This is a genomic window from Actinomadura sp. SCN-SB (genome assembly GCF_043906805.1).
In the GTDB taxonomy this organism is placed as follows: domain Bacteria; phylum Actinomycetota; class Actinomycetes; order Streptosporangiales; family Streptosporangiaceae; genus Spirillospora.
Genome location: NZ_JBIMPP010000037.1, coordinates 13,062 through 33,454, shown reverse-complemented (window position 1 = coordinate 33,454; position 20,393 = coordinate 13,062). Strand labels below are relative to the sequence as shown.

Below are 20,393 nucleotides of genomic sequence, written 5' to 3'. Positions count from 1 at the left end.
GGTACGCGTTCACTTCCGGGAGCCTAACCCACACATCGTTGTATTGACATATTACAAAACGACGATACGTTGGGGTCCATGTCCACCACCGACTCCTCGGTCGTCGTCATCGGAGGCGGCCAGGCCGGGCTCGCCACCGCGCAGGTCGCGCGTTCCCTCGGCCTCGATCCCCTCGTCCTGGAAGCGGCCGATCGCACCGCCGGGTCCTGGCCGCACTACTACGACAGCCTCACGCTGTTCTCCCCGGCGCGCCGCAGCGCCCTGCCCGGCATGGCCTTCCCCGGCGATCCCGATGGCTACCCGACACGTGACGAGGTCATCGCCTACCTCCACCACTACGCCGCACACCTGGACGCCGACATCCGCACCGGCCACCGCGTCCACCAGGTCACCGCACACGCGGACGGATTCGAGATCGTCACCAGCCAGGGCGCGGCCTTCACCGCCCCGCTGGTGATCTCCGCGACCGGAGAGTTCAGCCGCCCGCATCGCCCCGCCCTGCCCGGCCTGGACGACTTCACCGGCACCGTCCTGCACTCTTCGGACTACCGGTCCCCGCATCCCTTCGCCGGACGGCGCGTGCTGATCGTCGGCGGTGGCAACTCCGCGGTGCAGATCGGCATCGAGCTGGCCGGGCATGCCCGCGTCACCCTGGCCACCCGGCACCCGCTGCGGTTCATGCCGCAACGCATCCTCGGCCGCGACATCCACCTGTGGACGCAGCGCACCGGCCTGGACACCGCCACCTGGGCACGGCCCCTGCTGACCGGCGGCAAGGGCACACCCGTCATGGACACCGGCACCTACCGCGCCGCCTTCGCCTCCGGCAACCCCGACCGCCGCCCCTTGTTCACCCGCCTGCACGCCGACCAGGTCGAATGGGACGACGGAACGCGCGAGAAGATCGACGTGGTGCTGCTGGCCACCGGCTACCGCCCGACCCTGGCCCATCTGGGCGCACTCGCCGGTCTCGACGACCAAGGATGGCCACGCCACCGCCGTGGGATCTCCACCGTCCAGCCGGGGCTGGGTTATGTCGGCCTGGAATGGCAGCGCTCGTTCGCCTCGGCCACCCTGCGCGGTGTCGGCGCCGACGCCCGCTACGTCCTGACCCGGCTGCGGCGGCAAACGCGTTCCCTCGACCGGACGCGACCCGCGGCTGCCGAACGATGAGGCGAGCGCCGCCGTCAGGCGGGCGCCGGTGTGAGGGCGGGCAGCGCGAACAGGCCCGACAGGCGGGTCAGCTGCTCGGGGACCGGGCGGTAGTAGACCCAGGTGCCGCGGCGTTCCCCCTCGATCAGCCCGGCCTGGCGCAGGACCTTGAGATGGTGCGAGATCGTGGGGGCGGTCAACTCGAACGGACCGGTCAGGTCGCACACGCACGCCTCGCCGCCGTCCGCCGAGGCGATCAGGTTCAGCAGCCTGAGCCGCACGGGGTCGGCCAGCGCCTTGAACACCTTGGCCAGTTCGGCGGCCTCGTCCTCGCCGAGTCTCGGGTCGCTGATCGGGGCGCAGCACTCCCTGGCGGCCAGGTCTACGAGCGGCAACGGCTTCGACATGCTTCTAATTTGACATCCATCTAGACAGAGATGCAAACTGACGCCTGATTAGACATCCATCTAAACAGGAAGCTGGGATGAAGAAGCTGCTGAACCAGATCACCGGACGCCGCTTCACCGCCCGCGGCACGGTCGAGCTGCACGAGGCCACCGGTCAGGTCTGCGACCAGGTTTGCCGCTCGGCCGCCCACCTCGACCGCGTCCGCACCGCCGCCTACCGGGCGCGGCTCTGATCATCGCTCGCAGTTCACGTCCAGATCAGCCAGCATCGAAGAGCAAGGGGAGGCTCATGATGAGTAACCGGATCGACGGCGCCGTGAGTGCGGCGCAGAGCAACGGCGGAGGCTGTTGCGCCGGGGGCCCCGCCTCCGACCAGCAGGATGTGACGCCTGCCGAGCAGGCCGCGGCAGCCGGCGGCCGGCGGGAGTCCGCGCTGCCGGTGGTGGTCATCGGCGCAGGCCCGATCGGCCTGGCCGCCGCCGCACACGTGGCCGAACGCGGGCTGGATTTCCTAGTGCTGGAGGCCGGGGCCCAGCCCGGGGCCGCGATCGCCGAGTGGGGGCATGTCCGGCTGTTCTCCCCCTGGCGGTACGACACCGACACCGCGGCCCGGCGGTTGCTGGAGGCCACCGGGTGGGCGGCGCCGCCGCCCGACGTCCTGCCCACCGGCGCCGAGCTGGTGCGCGACTACCTGGTGCCGCTGGCGCAGGTCCCCGCGCTCGCCGGACGCATCCGCACCCGCACCCGCGTGGTCGCGGTCACCCGGCACGACGTCGATGCCACCCGGACGGTTGGACGCGACGAGCGCCCGCTGCTGGTCCGGACGGTCGACGCCGAGGGCCGCGTCCAGGACATCGTGGCCAGGGCCGTGATCGACGCGTCCGGGACCTGGGGGCAGGGCAACCCGCTGGGCCACTCCGGCCTGCCCGCCCCGGGCGAGGAGCAGGCCGCCCCGTACATCACCGGCCCGCTGCCGGACGTGCTGGGACGCGACCGCGAACGGTTCGCCGGACGGCACACCCTGGTCGTCGGCATGGGCCACTCGGCCGCCAACACCCTGCTTGCCCTCGCCGAACTCGCCGCCGCCGAGCCCGGCACCCGCGTCACCTGGGCCGTGCGCGGCGCCTCGGTGACCCGCCTGTACGGGGGCGGCGACGCCGATGCCCTGCCCGCCCGCGGAGCGATCGGCACGCGGCTCAAGCAGGCCGTGTCCTCCGGCGCGATCGAGCTGGTCCGCCGCTTCACCATTACCGCCCTCACCACCCCGGACGCAGGCGGCCCGGTTCGGGTACACGGCACCACGCCCGACGGCGACCGCGTCCTGGCCGCTGAGACCGTGGTCGCCGCCACGGGATTCCGCCCCGAGCTGGGGATGCTGCGCGAGGTCCGTACCGAACTGGACCCGGCGACCGAGGCACCGGTCAAGCTCGCCCCGATGATCGACCCGAACTTCCACAGCTGCGGCACCGTCCCGCCGCACGGCGAGCGCGAACTGGCGCACCCGGAGAAGGGCTTCTACATCGCCGGTGCCAAGAGCTACGGGCGTGCTCCGACGTTCCTGATGGCCACCGGGTACGAGCAGGTCCGGTCCGTGGTCGCCGCGCTGGCCGGGGACCGCGCCGCCGCCGATTCGGTCGAGCTCGCCCTGCCCGAGACCGGCGTGTGCTCCACCGACCTGGTCACCGACGAGAACGAGAACGCAGACGCTGGGGAGGCGTCCTGCTGCGGCACCGGCACACCCCAGCCCATCACCCTCGGCGTCCCAGTGGCGGTCGGCGCGAGCGGTGGCCAGGGCCCGCGGCTGGGCTTCGCGACCGGCCATGAGCACGGCTACTCCGGCGAGGCCGAGCGAGGCGATCTCTGAGCAGGTGACTCGCGAACCGACAAGAGGGGCACCGGCGGCTACCTCCGCCGGTGCCCGTTCCACACTGACCGGAACCGCCTCGTCTGGCGTGCTGATCGCGCTGTGCATCACCCAGATCACCAGCTGGGGCGTGCTGTACTACGCCTTCCCCGTCCTGGCACCGGCCATCACCGCCGACACCGGATGGTCCACCTCCACCATCACCGCGGCCTTCTCCGCGGCCCTCGTCGTCGCCGCGCTCGGCGGAATCCCGATCGGACGGCTCCTTGACCTGCGCGGGCCGCACGCCATCATGACGATCGGTTCGGTCATCGCCGTCGCGGCCTCCGCCGCCATCGCACTGGCACCCAACCTGCTCTGGTTCGCCGCCGCCTGGCTGCTGGCGGGGACCGCGATGAGCGCCGTCCTCTACCAACCCGCCTTCGCCGCACTCACCCGCTACCACCACCCGCGCCATGTCGCCGCGCTCACCACGTTGACGCTGGTCGCCGGGCTGGCCAGCACCGTCTTCGCACCCCTGACCGACGCGCTCTCCGCGCACCTGTCCTGGCGCGGCACCTACCTCACCCTCGCCGCGATCCTGGCCGTGGTGACGATCCCGCTGCACGCGCTGGCACTACGCCGCCCCTGGCCCCCCGCGCCGAAACCGCACAGGGCGGAAAACCAGACCCATCAGGCGATCGTGCGAACCCGGCCGTTCGTGCTGGCCACCCTGGCACTGACCCTGGCGAGCTTCGCGATGTTCGCCGTCGTGGTCAACCTGATCCCCTTGCTGACCGCCCGCGGCGCCAGCGGCACAGCCGCGGCCTGGGCACTGGGGCTGGGCGGCGTCGGCCAGGTCACCGGACGCCTGGGGTACGGGGCACTGGCCCGGCGCACCACCGTACGCGGCCGAACCGTCTGGGTCCTGTCCCTCTCAGCCGTCACGATCGCGATCCTGGCTGTTGTGCCGGGCCCCGTCGCAGTCCTCATCGCCGTGTCCGTCCTGGCGGGAGCAACCCGCGGCATCACCACGCTGCTGCAGGCCACCGCCGTCAGCGACCGCTGGGGCACCGCCTCCTACGGCGCCCTGTCGGGCATCCTGTCCGCTCCCGTGACCATCGCCACCGCCCTCGCACCCTGGGCCGGGGCCGCACTAGCCGCGATGTTGGGCGGCTACCCCAACCTCTTCATCGTCCTGGCCGGATGCGCGGCAGTGGCGGCCGTGTCGGCCATCGGCAGCGTCCCGGCCGAGCGTCGTCCTACCTGACCGCCGTGCGCCTATGGGGTGGTGGCGCGGCGGTAGCGGAGGAGGGTCAGCGGCACGGTGACGGCCAGCAGTCCGGCGATCCAGGCCAGGGCTTCCAGGATCGGTTGGCCGGTGGGTCCGCCCAGGGTTAGGGCGCGCAGCGCGTCGACGGTGGCGGTGACCGGCTGGTGAGCGGCGAAGGTTTGGAGCCAGCCGGGCATGGTGGCCACCGGCACCAGCGTTGAGCTGGTGAACACCAGGATGATGACGGGGAACAATCCCGCCAGGCCGGCCGATTCGGTGTCGCCCACCACCAGGCCGAGCAGCAGGTTGAGCCAGGAGAATGCCACGCCCACGGCCACGGCGAGCGCGACGGCCGCCAGGGCCTGGCCGGCTCCGGTGTGGAAGCGGAACCCCAGGGGCGTGGCGACGGCGACCATCAAGGCCACGACGAACAGGTTCCGGGCGGCGTCGGCGATGACCCGGCCGAGCAGCACCCCAGAAGCGGCGGTGGGCAGGGCGCGGAACCGGTCGATCATTCCGCTTCCCAGGTCGTCGGCGATGGCCACGGCGGTCTGCGAGGCGCCGAAGCCGAGCGAGAGGACGAACAGGCCGGGCAGCAGGTAGTCGATGTAGCGGGTGACGCCCGGCGGCTGGATCGCGCCGCTGAAGGTGGCGGAGAACAGCAGCACGAACAGCACCGGCTGCAGGGTGGCGAAGACCAGCAGCGTGGGTACACGGATCAGACGGCGCAGATTGCGGCCGGTGAGCACGGCGATATCCGCCACGGCCGCTGCTGCGGCATGACCGGACGGCAGAGCGGATGGCAGGGCGGACGCGGCGGGGTCATGGGTGACGGTCATGGGTTCCTCCGGCTCCGCGCGGCTGTTGGAGGACCGCCTGTGGCGGGACCGTTGTCGATGGTCGTGGAGGGTTCGGGTTGGCCGGGCGGCGGGGCAGGGTGCCCGGTGAGGGTAAGGAAGACATCGTCGAGGGTGGGGCGGCGTATGGCCAGGTCGGCGATGGTGATGTCGGCGTCTGCCAGGCGCCTCGCGAGGTCGGGCAGCACGCCGGCGCCGCTGGCCACCGGCACGATGAGCCTGCCCTCCGTCTCCTGGCGCACCGGGGGAGCAGACTCCAGCCCGGCCACCACCGCACCGAGCCGATCCAGATCGACCCCCGGCGAAGCGGTGATCTCCAGGCGGTCACCGCCCAGGCGGGACTTCAGTTCCGCGGACGTGCCTTCGGCGATCACCCGGCCGTTGTCCAGGACGGTGATCCGGTCGGCGATCCGGTCGGCCTCCTCCAGGTACTGGGTGGTCAGTAGCACGCTGGTGCCCTCGGTCACCAACTCGCCCAGCAACCGCCACACCGCCAGGCGGCTGCGCGGGTCCAATCCCGTGGTCGGCTCGTCCAGGAACAGCACCCGGGGCCGGGCCACCAGGCTGGCGGCCACGTCCAGGCGGCGGCGCATCCCGCCGGAGTAGGTCCGTGCCGTGCGGTGCGCGGCGCCGGACAACTCGAAGGCCTCCAGGAGTTCCTCGGCGCGGGCCCGGGCGCCCGCGCGGCCCAGGCGGGACAGCCGTCCGATCATGCGCAGGTTCTCCCGCCCGGTCAGGTACGGGTCCACCGCCGCGTACTGGCCGGACAACCCGATCACCCTCCGCACCGCCACCGCCTGCCGCACCACATCCAGCCCGACCACCTGCGCCTGTCCGGCATCCGGCCGCAGCAGCGTCGCCAGGATTCGCACCATCGTCGTCTTACCGGCCCCGTTGGGGCCGAGCAGTGCCGTCACGCGCCCGGTGGGCACTCTCACGTCCACGTCGGTCAGGGCGTGCACTTGCCCGAACCGTTTGCTGAGTCCCTGGGCGGCGACCGCGGCGTCTTCGCCCATCGCCGACCTCCTCTATGCGCAGTTTTGCTACGTATCACTGGAAGTGTAGCATTGCTACGTATGAGGGGAGCGCAGGTCCTCAAGGGACATCTCGACACCCTGCTGCTGGCGACGCTGGAGGGCGGGCCGCTGCACGGCTACGCGGTCATCGACGCCCTGCGCCAAGGCAGCGAGGGCCGCTTCGACCTGCCGACCGGCACGGTCTATCCCGCGCTGCACCGGCTGGAGCGGGCCGGGTTGATCGCCGGGGACTGGTCGGTGGTGGATGGACGCCGCCGCCGCACCTACCAGCTCACTCCCGAGGGCAGCGCCCAGCTGCATGCCGAACGTGCCGGCTGGCGGGACTTCGCCCGCGCCGTCACCGCGATCCTGGAGCCCGCGACCCTCACACCCACCAGGCCGGAGACCGCGCCATGGCCAGCCACCCACTGATCGAGGAACATCTGGCCCAACTGGCCCGGCAACTGCCGGCCGAGGTCGTGGACGAACTCGCCGACGGCCTGACCGAGACCTACCGCCACCACCTGACCACCGGCACCGACCCGAACGCAGCGGCCCGCCACGCCCTGGCCGAGTTCGGCACCCCCGACCAGATCACCACGGCCTTCGTCGCGCACTCACCCAGCCGCCACGCCGCGCGCACGCTCCTGGCCACCGGCCCGCCTGTGGCCGCCGCCTGGGCCACCGCCCTCATCACCGGCCACGCCTGGCAATGGCCGATCCCCACCGCGGCGGGCTTGACCATCGGGCTGGTTTTGCTGGCCGTCGTTGCCACCTTGGCCACCGCCGCCACCGGACGAGCCCGCTATACCCGCACCCGCATCGCGGTCCTGGTCGGCGGCATCGGCTTGATCGTTCTCGATGCAGCGGCACTCACCGGCCTGGCGCTCATCACCCCGGCCCTGGCCTGGCCATTGGCCATCGCCGCCTGTGCGAGCCTCATCAGGATCGGCTTGGCCCTGCGCACGCTCCCGCGCATCCTGTCCATCTGACCGGCGACTGCTCCGTGGGCCGTTGATCGGCCGCACCATGCCCGGTGTGGCCGGTCCTTCACAAGCGATGCCGGTTCCCGCAGGGCCTCCTGTCCCCGGTCGGTCTGGTGGTGAGGCAGGGGCCGCGTCCTGGCGGTGAGCCCTTGGCATGTTCTCGGGCCCAGCGGCCATTGTCACCATCTGCGCCGACCATCCTCGGCGGGACGGGCGGTGTGGTCAGCGGTCGATGAAGATGGGGTTGGAGTAGAACCACAGGTCGGCCCACGGGTCGGCGCCGTGGGGGTCGGGCTGGGGTTCGAGTTCGTCGGTGCTGGTGCCGCGTACCCGGACATACATCGGCCCATCGATGTCACGGACGAGGTGCCGGACGACGATGGCGCCGTTCTCGCGCCGCCAGTCGGCCGGTCCGTAGCGCCCGGCGACCGTGGTGGTGGGGTTGGTGTCGGACGCGCGGTCGGAGGCGCTGCCGGTGATCCGGCCGGTGATGACGTCCACGCGCCGCACCTTCGGGCGGTTGCCCGCGGCGTTGGGACGGCGCGGCTCGCGGATCCGGACCTCGACCTCGACGTGGCGGTCCTTACGGGTCAGCCGCAGGGTCTCGCCCACGGTCACCTCGGGCCCGTGCGCGTCTGCATGCGAGTGTCCGGAGGCGGCGCGGGCGGAGAGGTCGAGCCGGTCGATGAGGTCGCCGATGGTGACGAAGATCCGTCCCTGCCGCAGGCCCTCCAGGATGTCGGCGTAGTCCCAGCGGGCGTGCACGTAGGTCTTGGAGTACTCGCCCGGCCAGAAGTCGGCGCCGCCTTCGGTGTAGTGGATGTGTGAGTCGGAGGTGGCGGTGATCCACCAGCGGCGTCCCTCGCCGAGCAGGGAGTCCCACAGACCGCCCAGCCGGGCGGTCATCTGGTCGAAGCCGCCCATCGTCGGGTGGTTGCCGTAGCCGCCGCGGGGGCCGGGCCGTAGCGTGCCGTCGGGATTGAGTGCCGCGGCCTGGTGGCCGGGCGCGCCTTCGAACCCGCGGATGATCTCCGGGGCGGTGTCGTGCCAGTTGCGGAACTCGGCCGGGGTGTCCTGCCCGTACACGCCCAGGGCGGTCGCCGAGCGCGCCGGATGGTTGGCGAACAGCACCGGCTTGTGCGGCAGTTGCCGCATCACCCGCAGCGCCTCGATCATCTTGGCCTCGGTGTCGAAGGACGGGTCGGCCGGGAACGGGTCGCGCTTGGAGAACCGGCTCTCCAACTGGAACAGGATGTCCCGTTCGTTGGCGACCTTCGGGATGATCAAGCTGGAGTGGTCGGCCGCGGGGGTGTCGAGCTCCATCCCGTAGAACTGCAGCACGCCGGGTACCGATCGGCGGGCCTGCAGCAGGCTCGGGTAGCGCTGCTCGGCGTCCAGCTTGGAATGCAGCGGACCACCATGGTCGGTGGAGACGATCCAGCCCAATCCGAACCGCCGCGCGTTGGAGGCGTTCACCGCCAGCGGATAGATCGCGTCCCCGCCCAGGATCGGCGTCGGAGGGCTGGTCGAGGTGTCGTACCCGACGCTGAACTCGCTGTGCACATGATGATCGCCAGGCAGCCAGTCCCGCGACCGTCGAGCCGAGTGGCCATGCCGTGAGTCCGCCACCGCGGTACCCGGCAGGCCACCCACGGCGACCGTCCCGACCAATCCTCCGGTGACCGCCAGCAACCGCCGCCGCGACAACCCGTCCGTGCCGTCCGTGCGCGCGTCTTCACCAGAGCTCATGACGTCCTCCGTCTCCCCGGACACACCTTGCGCGCTCACCCAAGCGATCACCTGTGGACGATCGCTGGCCAGCGGCTGATGGACAGGCGAACACCCGATGCACCGGAAATGAGGCGATCGGACCAATCGCTGGTCCGCTCTGTACGGTGACTTGCGGGTCTCGTGCGGACCCGTCTTTCCTCTACGTCCTGGTCATGCAAGGCGTGCAACGGTCCGAGACGTCCAGGCGGGCCGCCGGCAGTGGTGAGACCCCACCGGGCCTGAGCCAATGCGGGCTACACACCTGATGGTGGGCACCGCGTTGATTTCACCAGCGTGTTCTGGCCCCACCTGGGACGGCCCGGTTGAGTCTCCTGATTGATCGCGGGTCATGCGGGCGTGGTCGTATGACGGGCCATCTTGACCGCGGAGATGAGCAGGATGAGGGCCAGAGCGGGGATGAGCACCAGGTCGGGTATGACGCCGAGGAGCAGCCCACCCAAGAGGGCGCCAGCGATCGACCCGGCGGCCAGAATGGCGGTGAAGCGCAGGTTGGCCCTCAGAACGGCGAAGCTCCCGTCCCGGCTGTAGCGGACGAAGGCGACCAGCATCGTGGGCAGGGAGACCAGCAGCGACAGGCTCCCGGCCGTTTTGATGTCCACGGCGTACAGCAGCACGATCGTGGGGATCAGCAGTTCGCCCCCGGCGACCCCCATGATCGCCGCGACCACACCGATGCCGAACCCTGCGACGACTCCGGCCACGGCCTGTGCGAAGGCGGGCAGGTCCAGGGCGCCGAGTGCAGTGGTGTGGGTGAACACCAGTGCGCCGGCCATGCCGACCATGAGGACGGCGAGCACCTGGTAGAGCGTCGCGGTGCGCATCCGCACCGCCCAGGATGCCCCGGCCCAGGCCCCCAGCAGGCTCCCCGCCAGGAGGTTCACCGCGACCAGCCAGTGCTCGCCGAGCTCGGCGACAGAGACCGCAGCCAGCCGGGCGGGCAGCGCGAACAGCACCACGACCAGGCTCATGGCCTTGTTGAGGATGACGGCCGGCAGCGCCGCGAATCCGAACAGGCCGATCAGCAGAGGCAGCCGGAACTCGGCGCCGCCCAGACCGATCATCCCACCCAGCAACCCGACCGAACCTCCGGCAACAAAGAGCACCGGCGTCGACCGCGCCCGACCGGCCGGAATCAGCCCCTGAACCGAGATCACACACCCACCCCGCTCGCCCGCACCGTGCCCACGCTCGATCGAAGCACCACGATCCCGCCACAGCTGCCCAAGGAAGTCCGGCCGGGTGGGGCCAAGACTCCCGCGAACATGAATCCCCTTCACTGGGGTGGGGCCGACACTCGTTGGTAGGTGGAGCCAGAATTCGCTAGTGAACTCAACCGCGAAGTTCTGTGGCCGGGGGCAGGTGGCGAGGTGGCCAGAAATCCATCGCCAGGGACGGTGAGGGCGGCAACGTCCGGGCAGGGCTAGTCGGCGTCGTTGATCGCAGCGCTGGTGAACTGGCAGTTTCCGGCCTGGCATCGCTGCAAAGCCTGTGCCGCATTGCGCCGAGCGTGTTGCAGATCGGTGATTCTGGTGTCGAGCCGGTCGATGACGGCTTCCAGGCGCCATCGTTCGCTTTCGCAGGTGGCGTCGCCCTGGTCGTGGGCGTGCAGGGCATCGATGACCTCGTCCAAGGTCAGGCCCAGGCTCTGCAAGGCGCGGGCGAGCCGGATCCGTTCGACGGCGGCCGGGGTGAAGATCCGGTATCCGGAGGGGCGGCGGGCGGGTGCGGGCAGGACGCCGCGGCGTTCATAGAAGCGGACGGTGTCGATGCTGACCCCGGCCTCCTGGGCGACCTGTCCTATCTTCACGCCTGTTCACCTCTTGACCCTGGACTTTGGTCCAGACTTTAGGGTCAGGGGCGACAGGACGCAAGATGCGTCGTCCAACGCAGGGAGGCAAATGATGGAGTCCTCGACGTCCCCGAGCCCCGCCACCCCGATCGTGTGTGACATGAGCACCGCCCCCGACACCGGTCCGGAGCGGATGGCCGAGTACGAGCGACTGTTCACCCAGGCGCTGATCGGCCGGGAGAAGACCGAGCAGGGGATCCGGTTCCGGTTCCGCGCCGAGCAGGGAATCGAGGACTGGGTGGGCGACCTTGCCGCGCGGGAGAAGGCCTGCTGCCCCTTCCTCACCTCCACCATCACCCGCTCCGCCGACCAGGTGCGATGGGACATCACCACCATCGATGACGACCTCGCCCGCGCCGTGTTGGCCGAGTACTACGCACTGCCCGACACCATCGGGCAGGGCGTGGGAGTCATCAATGACCGGCTCGACAAGATCGGGCTGCGGGTAATCGGCGACCGGGCCACCGCCGACCTGCCCACACCCAGCCCAGTGTCTGACGCGGCGGCTCCCGAGCAGTGACCAGCGTTGATTCGTGCATGGGCGTCGGCATGGTCCAGCGGTCCAGCCGCCGGACCTGCCGGTGACCTTGGAGAGCTGCCGAGGGGGTCGGGGTTGCATCCGGTACCGGGGTACAGGCTTACCGTCGAAGACATGGAACTTCAGCAGGTACCGGCTGGGCCGGATGACCAGGTATGGGCGCCGCAGGAGTGCACGCTGCCGACGGCCGAGCGGCCGTTGCGGACGGCCGAATTCGACGCGTTGTTCTCCGAAGCCGTGCAGGCGATCGCGCGGCCCGAGCCGACCAGACTGCGGCTGGATCTGATCTTCACCGCGGAGAATGCCGCCCGGACCGCTGAGCTGGCGGCCCGGGAGAACTGCTGCTGCTCGTTCTTCGTCTTCACTTTCACCATCGCCGACGGCGCCATGGCGCTTGAAATGAGGGTTCCCGAGGAGCAAACCGAGGTGCTGGAGGCGCTCCAGCGCCGAGCAGAGACGGCTGCCCTGGCAGGCGCCGGTCCTCAGCCGATCTGAGTCAACCCGGGAGAACCTGATGGATCCCATCACTCGCCAGGAACTGCTGGCGCTGCTGCAGGCCGGCACGGTGCAGTTGATCGAGGCGTTGCCGCCCGACTCCTACGCTGCCGAGCATCTACCCGGCGCTCGCAACGCGCCCGGCCCGATCGACGCGGAGCTGGCCGCCCGACTGGCACCCGATCGCCAGAACGTGGTGGTGGTGTACTGCTCGGGCCCGTACTGCAATCGCTCGAAGAGCACTGCGGAGGCGTTCGCTCGGCTCGGGTACCACGACGTGCGTGTCTACACCGGCGGTAAGCAGGACTGGGCCGAGGCCGGGCTCGCCTTCGAAGGCCGCCGGACCCACCCGGCGGACGGAACGGCCGGCAAGGAAGGCCATCATGCTGCATGAGCCGATCAGGGCGTCGTTCCTGCGCACCGGGCAGGTCGCCGAGCTGGCAGGCGTCAACATCCAGACCTTGCGCTACTACGAGCGGCGCGGCCTGATCGCCGAGCCGCAGCGCAGCCCCGGTGGGCACCGTACCTACTCGCCCGAGACGGTCACCCTGCTCAGGGTGATCAAGGCTGCCCAACGCCTCGGTTTCACCTTGGACGAGGTGGCCGAGCTGCTGGAGGCCGGGACGCACCGGCACCGCGGGCCCGACACCCGGCTGCAGGCCCGGGCACGCGCCAAGCTCACCGAAGTCGAAGCCAAGATCACCGATCTGCGGGTCATCGCGGACACGCTGCGTCAAGCCCTGGCGGCCGGATGCGACGACCTGGTCGCCTGCGCCGCCGAACAGGACTGCCCACTGCCGTTCACCGACCTGGCCGATCGACCGGCCACCGACGGGCGGTACAGCATGGGCGGCACGGCCGGGTGCGGTGGGGCGGGGTGCGGATGCTGACCGGCAAGCAGATGGTGCGGCGGTTGGTGACCGAGGTCATCAACGGCGGGCACCTGGAACTGGTCGACCGGCTGTACGTGCCCGCGCTGGCCGATCGGGTCCGCGGCTGGATCGGTGCGTTCCGGGAGGCGTTCCCCGACGTGCACATGGACATCGTCGAGCTGATCGCCGAACCCGCACCCGGTGCCGTGGGGGAGGTGACGGTGGTGGGCCGGTTCACCTGCTCGGGCACCCACACCGGTACCTGGCGCGGCCATTCGCCCACAGGCCGCCGCTTCACCGGCATCGACGAGGTCGGCATCTACCGGCTGGCCGACGGCCGCATTGTTGAGGCCTGGACATTGGAGGACACCCTGACCCGCCTGCAGCAACTCGGCCTACCCGCACCGTCCCCCGACGCGATGGAGACACGCTCATGACCCGCCGCCACCGCACCGAAGGGGCCACCACGCCCAGCACCGAGTCCAGCGCCGTGGATGCTGCCGGGCGGACCAGCAAGCGCACAGGCACCGGACTGGCCGGCCTGGCCGCGCTGGCCTGCGTGGCTTGCTGCGCGCTGCCCGCACTGATCGCCGCCGGGCTGATCGGCGGCGGTGCGGCCACCGCCCTTGCCGCGGCGATGCCCCAGATCGCGGCCGCCCTGGCGATCGCCGCCGCAGCCACCTTCGGCTGGGCCGTCTACCGCAGCCGCCGCCGCACCTGCCGTACCGACGGCCAGGACGCCGCCGGGGGCGGCTGTGCGGACGGGTGCTCCTGCTCAACCTCGCCGGCCAGCGTTCGCTAGAGCGCGCCGCCGCCCCTTACACGAGGCGGCCGCAACGGGCGGGGACAGTCGACCTTCCATGTCGGCTCTCCGGTTTAGGGTCGGTGCCGTGAGCACGATGCGGATGTCTCAATTGGCCGTGCGCGCTGGTGTCCCCTGCCAGCACGCCGCGGTTTTACGTCGGCGCCGTGCTGTCAGCCGACGCAGCACCTGCACCGAGGATCCCCGCCCGGCTGCGGCCCAAGCTCACCGGGCAGATCCGCCAGGCGGAACACGGCATCGCGGGTTGCAGGCCCTCACCGCCACGCTGCCCGAGGCGTGCGCCACCTGGATGCGCTACCTGACCGGCCCGTCTTCTGCGATCCGGCCCGCCACTTCCTGGAACCCGTCCTACGCACCGGCCACCCCGGCCCTGCCACATCGACGGCTCTCCATCGGTGCCGGCCGGCTGAATCGGCCAGCTCGACTCACAGGCGCATGGCGTCACCCGATCGACAGCCTGCCAACAAGACTCGAAGGTAGTCGCCTGCATGCTTATCGCCCGTTCCATCGCCCTGTTCGTGCTCGCCGCACTCGCCGAGATCGGCGGCGCCTGGCTGGTGTGGCAAGGAGTCCGCGAACACCGCGGCTGGATCTGGATCGGTGCCGGGATCATCGCACTCGGCGTCTACGGGTTCGTCGCCACCCTCCAACCCGACGCCAACTTCGGCCGCATCCTGGCCGCCTACGGCGGTGTCTTCGTCGCCGGCTCCCTGGCCTGGGGCATGGTCGCGGACGGATTCCGTCCCGACCGCTGGGACATCACCGGTGCCCTGATCTGCCTGATCGGCGTCGCTGTCATCATGTACGTCCCGCGCGGCGGCTGATCCAGCCTCCCGCAGCCTGCTCTGGTCCAGCTCACCGTCGGCTCGAATGGCAGAAGGGCTGCGCACACGGGTCGGCTCGGGGGCGAGGGCTCGCGCGCCGGTGGCTCCGCTGACGAGACTCGGTGAGGTCACCAGGCGTGGCGGGCGAGGTCGCCGTCAGCCAGGATGCTGGTGGCCAAGGCGACGCAGTCGGCGCAGATCCACAGGCCGGGACCGGCGACCATGGGACGGCCCGGGGCGGTGCAGCCGCAGAAGGCGCATGCCCGGTCGCGGGGGTCGCACCGGTGCTTGCGCTGGCGGGGGCGCCGGCGGCGGGGGAACGGCGGGATGACCTCGTTGAGTTCCTTCTTGATCGCGGTGAGGTCGGCGCCGAGGTCGTCCAGGACCCGGCGGGCCGATCCGGCCTCGTCGGTGGCCAGCGCGAACAGAAGGTGCTCGGTGCGGACCTGGTTCTGCCCGCGGCGGGCGGCGATGTGGCGGGCGATGGCCAGGTGGTTGTCGGCGGCGCCGTCGCCGACCACCCGGCGCCGGCTGCCGTCCGGGCCCTCGGCGGTGGCGGGTTCGAACAGCCGGGCGCCGGACTGGCGGATCTTCTCGCGCGTGACGCCGACCTTGTCCAGCACGCCGGCGGCGATCCCGGCGTGCAGCAATCCCGCCAGGAGGTGGTGGCTGCTGGGCAGGCTGTCGTCGGAGTCGGCTTCGGCCTGGGCCGCCCGCAGGCATTCGGCCAGCTTGGGGGCGATCGTGACATCGCCCGTGCCGAGCGCTTCGGCGTCGGCGGTGGCCGGGATGACGATCCGGTCGGCGAACTTCTGCCGGGCGGCCTGTTTGGAGACCCCCAGCCGTGCTCCGATCACGGTCCAGGACAGCCCCTGCCGGCGGGCCTGGCCGACAAAGTGATCCACCACCGCATCGGTGGTCTCACCTGCCTCGGCGGCGAAGGCGACGGCGGTCTCCAGCAGCACCAGCGGATCATCGCTGCCCGCCCGTTCGGTTACCGCCGCGATGAGGCGATCTCGGCTCCATGTGTGGCCGTCCATGTGACAACAGTAGGTTGTCGCCTTCGCAATGACAAGGCTGGGTTGTCGCCTGGGGCGCGGCCGAGGGCGGCGACGCGGTTCGGCGTAGCTGGCTTGACGCCTGGCAGCTTGGTGCGTGACAGGGCCTTGCCATGTCATCGCCAGGCGCCGTCATCTTCAGGCGCCGACGTTGGCAGCACCGTTCAGTGAGGTGCTTTGGGCGGTGGTCTAGCAGCAGGAGCACTCGTCCTGGCCGCCGGCCAGCGGCAGGCTCTGGATCAGTGGCCGGGCCTGCCGTTGGGCTTGGGCGACGGGCAGGACGCTGGCGCCGGGGTGCTCACGCAGCCACGTGGCGGCGGCGCCGGGGTTGGCGAAGAAGTGCACCTGGTTGCAGAACGATGATCGGATCGACGTGCGGTCGGCGGGGGTGAGCAGGGAGACGACGGTGGTGGCGGGCTCGACGGCGGTGAGGTGGTCGGGTTCGACGTGCAGACGCACTGGGGCGCCGGTGGCGTGGCAGGCGGATTCGACGTCCGCGGCTCGGCCGAGCAGGGTGGGGAAGACCAGGGTGTCCAGCGCGCACCAGGTGAACAGCAGAATGCCGTCGATTATGAAGCGATACGGGGTCGGGCGCAGGGTGATGCCGTTGCCGACGATCTGGCCCTGGTCGTCGTATTCGATGTCGCCCTGGCCGGCCAGCGCGGCGCGGACCTGCTCGACGGGACGGCCAGTGACGCCCGCCAGCTCCTCCATCGTCACCGGCCAGCCGCGGGCCAGCAACCGTAGCAGCGGTAGGCCCATCCAGTTCAGCGCGCTGTCGGTTTCGGTGCGGAAGAGACCGTCCAGTGACGGCTCGGGTGGGGTCGGGCTGGTCATGTTGGCTCTTCCTGGTGGGTGGTTCGGCATTGTCGGTCGGGACCGGGGAGTCCGGTCCGCTGATGCGGGGTGCCCGGCGTGCCGGGCACCCCGCAGGGCAGCAGGACTCAGCTGGCCGGGGCGGGCACGGCGGTGGTTTCCGCGCGAAGCCGCCGCCACCAGGCGTTCAGGTCGGCGACTGGCAGGACACGGCCGGTGGGGTGGGTCTCGCGCCAGGCCCTGGAGGCTTCGGCGCTGGCGAAGAACGGCTGCTGGCTGCAGGCGTCGCGGTCGACGGCGGCGGGGTCGAGCTGCTGGCTGGCGACCAGGATCGTGCCGGGGGTGGCCGCAGGGTCGATCAGCGCGACCACCGTGTCGGCCGGGTCGGCCTCGACCAGCCCCGTGGGCGAGAAGTCCACGGTGATGGGAGCTGCGGTGACCGGGCAGGTGGACTGGACGCGCAGCGGTTGGTCGAGTGCCTGCGCGACCAGGAAGGTGTCGGGTGCGCAGCCGCTGACACCGATCGTGCGCTGCCCGATGCGGTACTGGTAGCGCGGAGTGGAGGGGGCGGCCATGTCCAGGTGGGCGTGCTGGCCGTCATGCCAGATGCGTCCCCAGGTCGAGACCCCGGCGGTGGTGGTGTCGATCAGGCGCCGGGTGTCGTCGGGGGTGCGGTGCAGCGCGGCGGCCAGCTGCGGGACCGGGGCCGGGTGGTCTCCGGCGGCGGTCAGCGCGATCACGGCTTGGATCAGGTCGAACAGGTGGCGATGCTGGGTGAACATGGTGCGCCAGTTGTCCTCGAACGCATCGGTACTGGCACTGTCGGCGGCGCCGTCGGGTCGGCGGGGCGAAGCGGTGGTCATGCTGGGCTCCCTTCGCTGCGTGTCGCTGAGTGATTGGCCGTTGACCAGCTCACCGCGACGCTAAGGTCTGCCACCGGTGGCAGGGTCAAGCCTGTTTCCGGTGCTGCGGCCCGTCGCCGTGGCGCTCGTCGCCGGGGTGGTCGTGGCAGCAGGTGTCGGGGTTGGGCTGCCAGGGCCAGGGGTGGGCGGCCCCGGGCTGGCCGGTCAGGGCGTGGTGGTGGAGGCGTTCGAAGTCGGCGATGCGCTGCTGTAGTTGCTGCAGCTCGCTGATGCGGGCCTGGGCGCGGGCCCGCGCCCGCCGAAGCATCGTGGCCAGTGGCGGGCCGAGCAGCCTGCCCCCGGCGTCGAAGCTGGTGATCAGGGACTGGATCTCGGTCTCGGTCAGCCCGAGCGAACGCAGGTTGCGGATCACCGCCACACAGCCCAGCGCTGTCTGGTCGAACAGCCGGTACCCCGCCGGGCTGCGGCCCAGGGTGCAGATCAGGCCCATGTCCTGCTGGCGGCGCAGCGTTTTGACCGGAACTCCGGTCGCCGCCGCCAGGTCCCCGATCGTCATCACTCCCGGCCGTCGCGCGAGCGCCGACTCGTTCGTGTGGCCGTCGATGTGGCCGTTGATGTGGCCGGTCATGAGGCGCAGCACGACAGCTTGGTCACGTCGCGGGTATAGGTCTGTGCGGCCAGCTTCAGCGCCTCGGCCATAGTCAGGTACGGATGCCACAGGCCGGCGATCTGCTGCACGCTCATCCGCCCGGCGAGCGCGTACACCGCGGCGGCGATCACATCACCGGCGCCCTCGGCCAGCACGTGCGCGCCCAACAGCCGTCCGGTGCCGGCGTCGGCGACGAGTTTGACCAGCCCACGGGCGTCGCGGTCGACCAACGCGCGGGGGACGTTGTCCAGCGGCAGCACCCTGCATTCGCACACTCGGCCCTGCGCCAGGGCCTGAGCTTCGGTGAGCCCGGCGGCTGCGATCGTCGGGGAGGTGAAGGTGATCCGCGGCAACGTCGCATAGTCCAAGGTCCGGCCCGCGCCGTCCAGGGCGTTGTCGGCGGCCAGCGTGCCGTGTGCGGCGGCGACGTAGACGAACTGCGGATGCCCGGTCACATCACCGGCGGCCCAAATCCGCTCGTTACCAGTCCGCAGTTGCTCATCGACCACGATCTCACCACCCGGGCCGGTCTTGACCCCGACGGCCTCCAGGTTCATCCCGGCGGTGACCGGGCGGCGGCCGGTGGCCACCAGCAGCCGCTCGGCGGCCAGCTCGGCCACCTGCCCATCGCGCGCCACGCTCAGGACGAGACCAGTGCGGGTGCGGCGGGCGGCGGTGACGGTGGCGTCGGTGTGCACGCCGATGCCCTCATCGGCGAACACCCCCTGCAGGGCAGCAGAGATCTCCGGTTCCTCCCGTGAGGCCAGCCGGGAGCGGGTGACCACACTCACCCGGCTGTCCAGGCGGGCGAACAACTGGGCCTGCTCCAGGCCGACGTAGCCTCCGCCCAGCACCAGCAGCGAGTGCGGGAGTTCGGTCAGCTCCATCGCGGTGGCCGAGGTCAGATATCCGGCCCCGGCCAGGCCGGCGATCGGCGGTGCCCAGGGCGCCGACCCGGTGGCCACCAGATACTGCCCGGCTTCGATCCGCCGCACCTGTCCGCCGTCCCCGGTGACCTGAAGAACCGGGCCGGGGGCGAACCGGGCCTGGCCGTGCACGATCTCCCAGCCGTACTCGGCGGCCAGCTCGATGTACTTGCCTGCTCGCAACCGCTGAACCAGGGCAGCCTTGCCGCCGATCAGCGCACCGACGTCCACCGTGCCCGCCTGGGTGGCGACCCCGGGGAAGGGCTGGGCTAGGGCCACCTGCCGGGCCTTGGCGGCGGCCAGCAGCGCCTTGGAGGGCACGCACCCGGTGTTCACGCATGTGCCGCCCACGGTGCCACGCTCGATCATGACCACTGAGGCGCCCTTGTCGCGGGCCGCGATCGCTGCGGCGAACGCCGCCCCGCCCGACCCGATCACCGCCAGGTCGTACCTGGCCTCCGCAGCATCCATGAGCTGCACCTTCCCGGCGTCCGCGCCGGCCGGAGCCGGCCCCGAGACCACATTTCTATGCGCTTTGCCGAATAACAGGCTGGCATCATACTATGCGGATAAGCGAATAGCAGAAGGTGGAAGGATCTCGTGAATCAGGCACCCGCCCCTGACCGCGGCGATGGCCCGGTCGGCGACTGTACGCACACCGACACCGTCGCCAGGTTCTTCCGTGCCCTGGCCGACCCCACCCGGCTGAAACTGCTGGAATTCATCCTCGGCGGTGAGCGCACCTCCGCCGACTGCGTCGCTCACGCCGGCATCTCCCAGCCCCGGGTGTCGGTGCACTTGTCATGCCTGGTCGACTGCGGCTACGTCACCGCCCGCCGTGACGGCAAGAGACTGCGTTACTCGGTCGGCGACCCCCGCGTCGCCGACCTGGTCGTGCTGGCCCGCGCCCTGGCCGCCGACAACGCCATCGCCCTGGCCTGCTGCCCCCGGATCTCCCTAGCCACCGACCCCGATAACGAGGCCGAGCAGGTCGGATCGCCGGGCATCAGGTCCCACTCCACCATGGCAGGACCACCGGTTCGGTAGGGATGCCGCCATCCAGCAAACGCTGCATCAGCCCAGAAAGCTCCAACGGAAGCACGATCTCTGCGGTGCTCTGAAGCTCCGGCAGCGCCCACCAGCGATATCCCAAGAGTGTGGCGCGTTCGTCGTCTGTCTGACCGGAGGTGTCCACCGCCAGCTCGGCAACCCGCAGGAAGAAGTAGTCGTCGATGCCCAGGTAGCTGTCGCCTCGGCTGTCACGCCAGCGTCCCGACGCTTCGGCGACCACGGGTCCCAACTGGTGCGGCGGCACGCGAGACCGGCTTTCTTGTGAAGTTGGACGCGTGCCCGTG

The 20,393-nt window shown here is 70.8% G+C and carries 26 protein-coding genes; 14 read left to right on the top strand and 12 right to left on the bottom strand.

The genetic code is table 11. The features are described from left to right. The first annotated feature begins 78 nt into the window (after window positions 1-78). Complete coding sequence (locus ACGWYJ_RS23005; protein WP_395108317.1) at window positions 79-1,173, top strand: flavin-containing monooxygenase; 1,095 nt, start codon at window positions 79-81, stop codon at window positions 1,171-1,173. Between the two features lie 14 nt (window positions 1,174-1,187). On the opposite strand, the gene ACGWYJ_RS23000 is transcribed toward ACGWYJ_RS23005, so the two are convergent. Further along, window positions 1,188-1,559, bottom strand: a complete 372-nt coding sequence (locus ACGWYJ_RS23000; protein WP_395108316.1) for a metalloregulator ArsR/SmtB family transcription factor — start codon at window positions 1,557-1,559, stop codon at window positions 1,188-1,190. A 77-nt stretch (window positions 1,560-1,636) separates the two neighbouring features. Between ACGWYJ_RS23000 and ACGWYJ_RS22995 the strand changes: the two genes are divergently transcribed. The 3 genes from ACGWYJ_RS22995 (at window position 1,637) to ACGWYJ_RS22985 (ending at window position 4,672) form a co-directional block, all read left to right on the top strand. Continuing rightward, window positions 1,637-1,792 (top strand): hypothetical protein, encoded by a 156-nt coding sequence (locus ACGWYJ_RS22995; protein WP_395108315.1) that lies wholly within the window; start codon window positions 1,637-1,639, stop codon window positions 1,790-1,792. 56 nt (window positions 1,793-1,848) lie between these two features. Further along, window positions 1,849-3,423, top strand: coding sequence for an FAD-dependent oxidoreductase (locus tag ACGWYJ_RS22990; RefSeq protein WP_395108314.1), 1,575 nt, complete (start codon window positions 1,849-1,851; stop codon window positions 3,421-3,423). An 88-nt stretch (window positions 3,424-3,511) separates the two neighbouring features. Next, window positions 3,512-4,672 carry an MFS transporter gene (locus ACGWYJ_RS22985; protein ID WP_395108313.1) on the top strand — a complete coding sequence of 387 codons (1,161 nt, stop codon included), beginning with the start codon at window positions 3,512-3,514 and terminating at the stop codon, window positions 4,670-4,672. Window positions 4,673-4,683: 11 nt separating this feature from the next. Here the strand turns inward: ACGWYJ_RS22985 and ACGWYJ_RS22980 are convergent, their stop codons facing one another. Further along, the gene (locus ACGWYJ_RS22980) at window positions 4,684-5,514 is read right to left on the bottom strand and encodes an ABC transporter permease (RefSeq protein WP_395108312.1); all 831 of its coding nucleotides are present in this window, start codon (window positions 5,512-5,514) and stop codon (window positions 4,684-4,686) included. Further along, window positions 5,511-6,548 (bottom strand): ATP-binding cassette domain-containing protein, encoded by a 1,038-nt coding sequence (locus tag ACGWYJ_RS22975; protein ID WP_395108311.1) that lies wholly within the window; start codon window positions 6,546-6,548, stop codon window positions 5,511-5,513. The genes ACGWYJ_RS22980 and ACGWYJ_RS22975 overlap by 4 nt, the downstream gene beginning before the upstream one ends. A gap of 60 nt (window positions 6,549-6,608) precedes the next feature. On the opposite strand from ACGWYJ_RS22975, the gene ACGWYJ_RS22970 reads away from it, so the two are divergent. Then, a complete protein-coding gene (locus ACGWYJ_RS22970; protein WP_395108310.1) occupies window positions 6,609-6,980 on the top strand; it encodes a helix-turn-helix transcriptional regulator in 372 nt (123 codons plus the stop codon). Beyond that, window positions 6,962-7,540, top strand: a complete 579-nt coding sequence (locus ACGWYJ_RS22965) for a hypothetical protein (RefSeq protein WP_395108309.1) — start codon at window positions 6,962-6,964, stop codon at window positions 7,538-7,540. Before ACGWYJ_RS22970 ends, ACGWYJ_RS22965 begins: the two co-directional genes overlap by 19 nt. Before the next feature lie 216 nt (window positions 7,541-7,756). On the opposite strand, the gene ACGWYJ_RS22960 is transcribed toward ACGWYJ_RS22965, so the two are convergent. The 3 genes from ACGWYJ_RS22960 to ACGWYJ_RS22950 form a co-directional block, all read right to left on the bottom strand. After that, window positions 7,757-9,283, bottom strand: coding sequence for a phosphoesterase (locus tag ACGWYJ_RS22960; RefSeq protein ID WP_395108308.1), 1,527 nt, complete (start codon window positions 9,281-9,283; stop codon window positions 7,757-7,759). Window positions 9,284-9,651: 368 nt separating this feature from the next. After that, window positions 9,652-10,479: a TSUP family transporter gene (locus ACGWYJ_RS22955; RefSeq protein WP_395108307.1), complete on the bottom strand. Its 828-nt coding sequence runs from the start codon at window positions 10,477-10,479 to the stop codon at window positions 9,652-9,654. Between the two features lie 266 nt (window positions 10,480-10,745). Then, window positions 10,746-11,132: a MerR family transcriptional regulator gene (locus tag ACGWYJ_RS22950; protein WP_395108306.1), complete on the bottom strand. Its 387-nt coding sequence runs from the start codon at window positions 11,130-11,132 to the stop codon at window positions 10,746-10,748. Window positions 11,133-11,274: 142 nt separating this feature from the next. Here ACGWYJ_RS22950 and ACGWYJ_RS22945 point away from each other — a divergent pair, with 142 nt between their 5' ends. The 7 genes from ACGWYJ_RS22945 (at window position 11,275) to ACGWYJ_RS22915 (ending at window position 14,726) form a co-directional block, all read left to right on the top strand. Then, a complete protein-coding gene (locus tag ACGWYJ_RS22945; protein WP_395108305.1) occupies window positions 11,275-11,694 on the top strand; it encodes a hypothetical protein in 420 nt (139 codons plus the stop codon). Window positions 11,695-11,826: 132 nt separating this feature from the next. Continuing rightward, window positions 11,827-12,207, top strand: a complete 381-nt coding sequence (locus tag ACGWYJ_RS22940) for a hypothetical protein (RefSeq protein ID WP_395108304.1) — start codon at window positions 11,827-11,829, stop codon at window positions 12,205-12,207. Window positions 12,208-12,226: 19 nt separating this feature from the next. After that, on the top strand, window positions 12,227-12,601 hold the full coding sequence (locus ACGWYJ_RS22935) for a rhodanese-like domain-containing protein (RefSeq protein ID WP_395108303.1): 375 nt from the start codon (window positions 12,227-12,229) through the stop codon (window positions 12,599-12,601). Continuing rightward, on the top strand, window positions 12,591-13,097 hold the full coding sequence (locus ACGWYJ_RS22930) for a MerR family transcriptional regulator (RefSeq protein ID WP_395108302.1): 507 nt from the start codon (window positions 12,591-12,593) through the stop codon (window positions 13,095-13,097). Before ACGWYJ_RS22935 ends, ACGWYJ_RS22930 begins: the two co-directional genes overlap by 11 nt. Beyond that, window positions 13,091-13,516 carry an ester cyclase gene (locus ACGWYJ_RS22925; protein ID WP_395108361.1) on the top strand — a complete coding sequence of 142 codons (426 nt, stop codon included), beginning with the start codon at window positions 13,091-13,093 and terminating at the stop codon, window positions 13,514-13,516. The genes ACGWYJ_RS22930 and ACGWYJ_RS22925 overlap by 7 nt, the downstream gene beginning before the upstream one ends. Then, window positions 13,513-13,881 (top strand): hypothetical protein, encoded by a 369-nt coding sequence (locus tag ACGWYJ_RS22920; protein ID WP_395108301.1) that lies wholly within the window; start codon window positions 13,513-13,515, stop codon window positions 13,879-13,881. Before ACGWYJ_RS22925 ends, ACGWYJ_RS22920 begins: the two co-directional genes overlap by 4 nt. A 509-nt stretch (window positions 13,882-14,390) precedes the next feature. Beyond that, window positions 14,391-14,726, top strand: a complete 336-nt coding sequence (locus tag ACGWYJ_RS22915) for a YnfA family protein (RefSeq protein ID WP_395108300.1) — start codon at window positions 14,391-14,393, stop codon at window positions 14,724-14,726. A gap of 128 nt (window positions 14,727-14,854) precedes the next feature. Here ACGWYJ_RS22915 and ACGWYJ_RS22910 read toward each other — a convergent pair whose 3' ends face one another. From ACGWYJ_RS22910 to merA, 5 genes are all read right to left on the bottom strand, one after another. Next, complete coding sequence (locus ACGWYJ_RS22910) at window positions 14,855-15,766, bottom strand: Clp protease N-terminal domain-containing protein (protein WP_395108299.1); 912 nt, start codon at window positions 15,764-15,766, stop codon at window positions 14,855-14,857. Window positions 15,767-15,973: 207 nt separating this feature from the next. After that, window positions 15,974-16,621 (bottom strand): organomercurial lyase MerB, encoded by a 648-nt coding sequence (gene merB / locus ACGWYJ_RS22905; protein WP_395108298.1) that lies wholly within the window; start codon window positions 16,619-16,621, stop codon window positions 15,974-15,976. Between the two features lie 107 nt (window positions 16,622-16,728). Continuing rightward, window positions 16,729-17,463 carry an organomercurial lyase gene (merB, locus tag ACGWYJ_RS22900; RefSeq protein ID WP_395108297.1) on the bottom strand — a complete coding sequence of 245 codons (735 nt, stop codon included), beginning with the start codon at window positions 17,461-17,463 and terminating at the stop codon, window positions 16,729-16,731. A gap of 85 nt (window positions 17,464-17,548) precedes the next feature. Continuing rightward, on the bottom strand, window positions 17,549-18,091 hold the full coding sequence (locus ACGWYJ_RS22895; protein ID WP_395108296.1) for a MerR family transcriptional regulator: 543 nt from the start codon (window positions 18,089-18,091) through the stop codon (window positions 17,549-17,551). Continuing rightward, a complete protein-coding gene (gene merA, locus ACGWYJ_RS22890) occupies window positions 18,088-19,509 on the bottom strand; it encodes a mercury(II) reductase (RefSeq protein ID WP_395108295.1) in 1,422 nt (473 codons plus the stop codon). The genes ACGWYJ_RS22895 and merA overlap by 4 nt, the downstream gene beginning before the upstream one ends. A gap of 129 nt (window positions 19,510-19,638) precedes the next feature. On the opposite strand from merA, the gene ACGWYJ_RS22885 reads away from it, so the two are divergent. After that, on the top strand, window positions 19,639-20,085 hold the full coding sequence (locus ACGWYJ_RS22885) for an ArsR/SmtB family transcription factor (protein ID WP_395108294.1): 447 nt from the start codon (window positions 19,639-19,641) through the stop codon (window positions 20,083-20,085). Here ACGWYJ_RS22885 and ACGWYJ_RS22880 read toward each other — a convergent pair. Continuing rightward, a complete protein-coding gene (locus ACGWYJ_RS22880) occupies window positions 20,045-20,329 on the bottom strand; it encodes a hypothetical protein (protein ID WP_395108293.1) in 285 nt (94 codons plus the stop codon). The genes ACGWYJ_RS22885 and ACGWYJ_RS22880 overlap by 41 nt on opposite strands. Window positions 20,330-20,393 lie beyond the last annotated feature (64 nt).